The sequence below is a fragment of the Vibrio sp. TRT 17S01 genome, assembly GCF_050113695.1.
Taxonomy (GTDB): domain Bacteria; phylum Pseudomonadota; class Gammaproteobacteria; order Enterobacterales; family Vibrionaceae; genus Vibrio.
In genome coordinates this window covers 1-5,747 of record NZ_JBNJOG010000038.1, presented here as the reverse complement: position 1 = coordinate 5,747, position 5,747 = coordinate 1, and the positions used below count along the sequence as shown (strand labels likewise).

General features: G+C 38.5%; 5 protein-coding genes and 1 pseudogene. All 6 read right to left on the bottom strand.

Translation table 11 applies throughout. The features are described from left to right. Positions 1–679: 679 nt before the first annotated feature. Complete coding sequence (locus ACQEXS_RS22160) at positions 680–1,165, bottom strand: hypothetical protein (RefSeq protein ID WP_427015238.1); 486 nt, start codon at positions 1,163–1,165, stop codon at positions 680–682. A 145-nt stretch (positions 1,166–1,310) separates the two neighbouring features. Next, a complete protein-coding gene (locus tag ACQEXS_RS22155) occupies positions 1,311–2,279 on the bottom strand; it encodes a hypothetical protein (protein WP_427015237.1) in 969 nt (322 codons plus the stop codon). Positions 2,280–2,427: 148 nt separating this feature from the next. Further along, complete coding sequence (locus ACQEXS_RS22150; protein ID WP_427015236.1) at positions 2,428–3,426, bottom strand: hypothetical protein; 999 nt, start codon at positions 3,424–3,426, stop codon at positions 2,428–2,430. Between the two features lie 148 nt (positions 3,427–3,574). Continuing rightward, complete coding sequence (locus ACQEXS_RS22145) at positions 3,575–4,306, bottom strand: DUF2971 domain-containing protein (RefSeq protein WP_427015235.1); 732 nt, start codon at positions 4,304–4,306, stop codon at positions 3,575–3,577. A gap of 134 nt (positions 4,307–4,440) precedes the next feature. Further along, positions 4,441–5,016, bottom strand: a complete 576-nt coding sequence (locus ACQEXS_RS22140; RefSeq protein ID WP_427015234.1) for a DUF2971 domain-containing protein — start codon at positions 5,014–5,016, stop codon at positions 4,441–4,443. 234 nt (positions 5,017–5,250) lie between these two features. Continuing rightward, positions 5,251–5,577 (bottom strand): annotated as a pseudogene (locus tag ACQEXS_RS22135) (DUF6404 family protein); the annotation flags it as partial. Positions 5,578–5,747 lie beyond the last annotated feature (170 nt).

Below are 5,747 nucleotides of genomic sequence, written 5' to 3'. Positions count from 1 at the left end.
AGTGCAGCTTCATGCGCCTCAATTTCACCATTTTCGACGACTGATATTTTCAATATGCGCTCCATTCACATAACGCCCAATTAAACTGCCAAAAACGTGTAAATACCGTTTCCGCACACCATATTAAACACCAAACTCAACGCAAACTAAAAGTGCCACACGTTTTTGGTCTGTTTGAATTGTTTGTTAGGTGTGAATTACACCCTATCCTGAATATTCCAATTTAAAACGTAATCAGGAGCTATACCATTAGCTACAAGAAATTCCCTATGCCTCTGAATTCTCGTCGTAATCAATTCAAATTTCGGAGTTAACTCAGTACTATTGAATAGGTACTGTTTGTTGTAATGATTATATGAATACACCTCACATAAATCATTTAATGAATACTCATCTATTGGATCATAAGACTCTTCTAGACTTTCAATGTATAACTCTAGGCTTGAAAGCACGTTTTCAAATAAACCAAAATCAAAATGTTGTGCACAAGCCAATCTGTTGTGAAATTCATTAATACTATTTGAAAGTTGACCTCGGTTCACCCTCTACTCCTAACGCCCAATTAACGTGTGAGCAGCGCAGACACTGAACTTAAACATTGCGCCGTAAACACTAAACTCAACCCGAAGTGAAAGCGCCAAGCGTTGCGAATCACTGTTGAATTGTTTGTTATATGAATTTAAAAAGTTACGTACAATCCCTTTCTTAGGGTTCTTAGCCGCTTAACAAAGCCACTTATCTGAGGATCTTTCAAGCTGCTCAATACGCTGATACTTTCTTCTAGCATGCTTGTTGATTGAAAATACGAACCGTAACAGCCAGGATCAAAGTTGTTAATACTTTCCCCTAATAATGCCATTCTTTGTTCGATGTTAAGGCAATCACTTAAGTTAGCCCAATCACTGTCTAGACCTAAATCATCAGCTAATGAGTAGTATTTAGTCAAAGCAAAATCCAATAAGTTTTGTACAGATTCATTAGCTAATTCATCAAACCAGTTTTCAGTTAGAGCTTCCCCCTCATAAGGATCTGTAAGGACACTCTGATTCTCACGGATAAAGTGCAAGATAATAGCAGTTTGATTACTTGATAGCGCCTCTAACATTAGAGGTTTCAATTCATATTGAAACTCATACCAATCAAATTCATATGCTTTATGTTCCATTTACCACCTTTCATATAACGCCCTGTTAAGGTGTGAGCAACGCAATACCAATGCCGACGCATGCCACCTTAATCACTAAAACCAACGCATAGTAAAAATGCCACGCGTTGCGAATCACTCTTAAACAGTTTGTTAGCTCACATTTTTACTGGATAACGTCATTTAACAACTGAACCTCTGCATCAAGAGTAACGAAGAAGAAACCAGCTCTACTTTGATCACTTACAATATCAATACTTGCAATGTGATGATGTTTCGAATCCACCCTCTCTGAATGTAAAGTAAACCCTAAATCTTCAGTATTTACTTCTACAATCAAGCCTGAAAAATCTAGTTCAAAACATTTTTTTAGAACTTTCACTTTAGGAGATGGGAATTTTATTTTAAATTTCTCATTGTAGTAAGGTTGAAAATATCTGATTAAGCTAGCTTCCACTAAACCTATTTGTTGTTTCTTAGTTAATGGATTCTCTTTGATGTCCAAGAAGCGTTTATTGTCTTCGTTGCCGTCGATAACATCTTTGGCATTTCCATCTAACGTTGCTGCTAGCCTATATTGTTCAAATTGAAACATTAATATTGAAACTTCACTATCTGGATAAGAAACTGAACTTTCCGCTAAGATTTTCTGAAGAGTAGAATGACTTTTTAAACGTTCATGAGCTGTACGACTGCCATTACCAAATGCCTGACCAATATAAAGAACTTCTAGATCATTTAACACTGGAACACTCAGCATACTAGCTGGTAACCTTTTAACGGTTTCACCAGTATCGTCGACAGATAGTATTTCTCTGTGCGGATACTTTCCTACTATCAAATTTACAGCGCCATCAGTAAGTTTAAACATCTGTTTATGCTTAAACTTGTGCTCTTTCCCTTCAATTCTGTAACCAATTTCAACTTCTAAGATGTCATTATCATATTTCAAAGAGTCGTTTATAAAATATGCGGATGGACGCCTAGTAATAAGATAAATATGGCTGTTTTTTGATATTTCTAGTGACTCTGCGTCCATACTTCCGTCAAGATGTACTTGATCGGATGGCATAAAGAGCACTCCAGAGCTACATATATTTACACCAAACTCGGACAAAAACTTTCTTTTTTTCATTATTATTTCTCTAACCATACTATATGTGAGCTAACGCCCTGATAAGGTGTGAGCAACGCAATACAGAAGCTCCAGCATACCACCTTAAACACTTAAACCAACGCACAGTAAAAATGCCACGCGTTGCGAATCACTCTTAAACAGATTGTTAAGTGTTTGATTGGATGTTGTTCAAAATGTACTCACCCTCACCATTTTCAGTTGCTTGGTATTCTTTAAAGCAAGGGAACAACCCCGAACATATCGGGTTTACTGCTAAGGGATTGTGCACCACGACCCAATCATTTCCCTTTGATGGTCTATTACAACAATCAGAGCAAGAGAAGATAATTGCACTAATTTGTGCAAAGTCTTCTCGAAGGAATAGATCTGTTGGAATATCAGAGCCAGAACTTTTTTTGATAGAAGGTCGAAAAATAAACCCAGAACCTTTCCTCGCTCCCGTCTGCCTATCTATAGTGAGATATTCATCCCCGATCGGAAAAACACTACGAACGATCCTAGGAGGATTGTGATCAAGTCTTGCGCTAGGAATTTGACAGCCATTTATCGCAATAACGTAAGGCTCATTGTTAGAAACAATTCCAGATGACACATACGACTTATACCGCTCAAACTTTTCAGCTATAGCAGACGTATATCGTAGGATTATTTGGTCATTTGGCACAGTTTGAGCTTCACCAAACTTCATTGGCGGTACTTTATCTGGACCTTTTCCTGCCTTAGGTGCAATCGCTTCAACCCAAACTTTCTGATCACCTTCGATGCACACATCGGGACCGGGCTTTGGACAAATAACGCTGTGTCCGCTTTCAATTAGAGCAACAGTTAGACCCATTTCCCAAAAGCGCGCATCAAAGTCTATCGCAAACTCTTGCAAGAAGTGCTGATCACTGTGAGGTTGAAATTTAGACCATAAATCTTCGCACAGGAAGCGTGCCGCAACTTCGTGCATATCTTTTCCATCTCGGATATTGATATATGCTCGATTACTCGTAGTGATATCATCTCTGAACAACGCCTCAACTTTTGATAGAGCGCGCTTACGAGGCTGGATATAAGCTCGCTTTTTACGATTTTGCTTTCTAGCTAGTTTTTTCTTTAAAGCCCGACTTAGTTTAAGCCTGTTTTGTGTTTTCATATTCATTGTTTTCACCATAGCTAAAAAGACACTTAACGCCCAATTAAGTAGTGAGCAACGCTGCCACCCACCTAAAACATTGTGCCTTAATCACTGAAGCTGATTCAAACCTAAAATGCCGAGCGTTGCGAATCTACTTAAATTGCTTGTTATGTCACAATTCGTTGAACTCGAGACCAAATTTGTCTGTCGATTTAGATGCTTGATATAACTTGACGTGATTCCACTCACTTCCACGGAGTATTGTACGAATAGTTTTTTTGTCACGTTCACTCATTCTTAAACCAAATGCTATAGAATTGACGCAGCTAGGAGAAAAGATCTGCGCACCAAACTTTTTGCTAACTAATCGCCTTTCCTTCTCATAGCCCCAGTAGGTGTATTTAGTTCTTAGGATTGTCTTGGCGTAAGTGTTTAGCATTTTTTTCTCGTTTATGTTACCAAGTAAGAAATCCTCTTCATCAAACACTTCTAGTGAGTTCTGTAATTGTTCGAAGGGTAAGCTAGCTTGGTACGCAACATCGAGACGAGTTAATTCTGGTATATTCTTTTTGAGTTTCTCTTCATTGAAACCAATGCAAAAGCCTCTATGTTCATCTGAGTAATGTGCCCACATTAGTTGATTTTTCCTAGTGCGACTGCACGAAAAAATCCCAACGTTTTCCAGATAGTTTTTAAATGCCTTTTTATACTGCTCTTTGACGTCATCACTTGCATTGAACTTTGTTAACGCAACCTCAAGAGAACGTTGGTATTCTAATTGACAATCGAAAGGGTCATTTAATGAATCCGGCTTTGCAAACCATATTTCTTGGTTTACTAATAACTCTATAGAGGTCTTCGACATAGCACGATACTTAAAAATCGAAGATGTTTGATGTTTCAAATTAACTCCTTGTGACATAACACCCTGTTAAGGTGTGAGCAACGCAATACCGATGCCGCCGCATAACACCTTAAACACTAAAACCAACGCATGGTAAAAATGCCACGCGTTGCGAATCGCACTTAAACAGTTTGTTATGCGCGTGTTGATTTCTTACTGCGATCCCAAACAATTTTAAAGTCTCGAAACGCAGCTCTTGCATTGAATATTTTAATTTTTTTGTCTTTGTTTTCGCAAAGGTCTCTGACGGCTGACTGAGTTACAGATGACTCACACCCAATAATGACTTCCCTAAGTTTCATATGCTGTGAAAAAGGTTCGAAAAAAAGTCCACGATCATCAGGTGTACGTGAAGATAGGTCAACGATAATTCGATGTTCTTTTTCGTAGCTCCAGTGCGAGAACTTAGTGGTTAAGAGTTTCTCTTTTTTGTCATTGGCATAAAAATTTGATGTATTGAGACGCTTTTTTACGTACTTGATTTTTTTTAAGTTTTCATCTGAGACATCGAAACCCAAGCAAATACCTTTATGGTTTTCTGCATAATGTCCCCATTGCACGGGATTTTGCCAATCTTCACTGAAACAAATAAAGCCAGTGCTCTTTGATATTTGAGACTTTTCTCTTTTCAAAGCACTCCGTACACTTTTATCAGATAACTCGATACCTAAAAGCTCAAAAGGGTCATTCACATTATTGAAATCAGACACCTTCAAACGTGAGTATTCGATATTCTGTAGTCCATATTCAGCACTAGTAAAATAGTAAACTCTCACTTCATATTCTCTGTATTATATATTCTCGATAGAGCGCATAACGCTCTGTTAAGGGGTGAGCAACGCAATACCGAAGTCGCCGCATACCGCCTTAAACACTAAAACCAACGGATGATGAAAATGCCACGCGTTGCGAATCCCTCTTGAACAGTTTGTTAGGTTTTGGGCTTATTCTCCCAATGAACCCCAATCTGTTAGATTTAATTGCTTACGTCTAATGTAGTAGAAGGTTGCCATAATAAAGCCAAACAAAGTGCCAGCAAGTAACGAGATAAAAACGGCTTCTAAAACTGGTTTACCTAGCTCGTTCCACACAAGAAACCATTGGAAGATTCCCCATACAGGAGCAAAGAAAGTCACACAAAGCATAACGTTTGCAAAATAACTTTGGTAATAAGGTGGCGGAAAACACATTCCAAGTTTACGTAGCCATTTTACAATTGGTGGATTGTAGTTCGACTTCCAAACGCCTTTATCATTTAACTCTTTGTGAGCAAGTCGTAGCTTCGCTTAATAATCCATGATCTAAAATCCTCGAATTCGATGTTTCCCGCGGAGAAACCTAACGCCGCATTAAGGTGCGAACAACGCTAAACACCTAACCCAAACCACTGCACCTTAAACACTGAAACCAAGTTTAAACTGAGATCGCCAAGCGTTGTGAG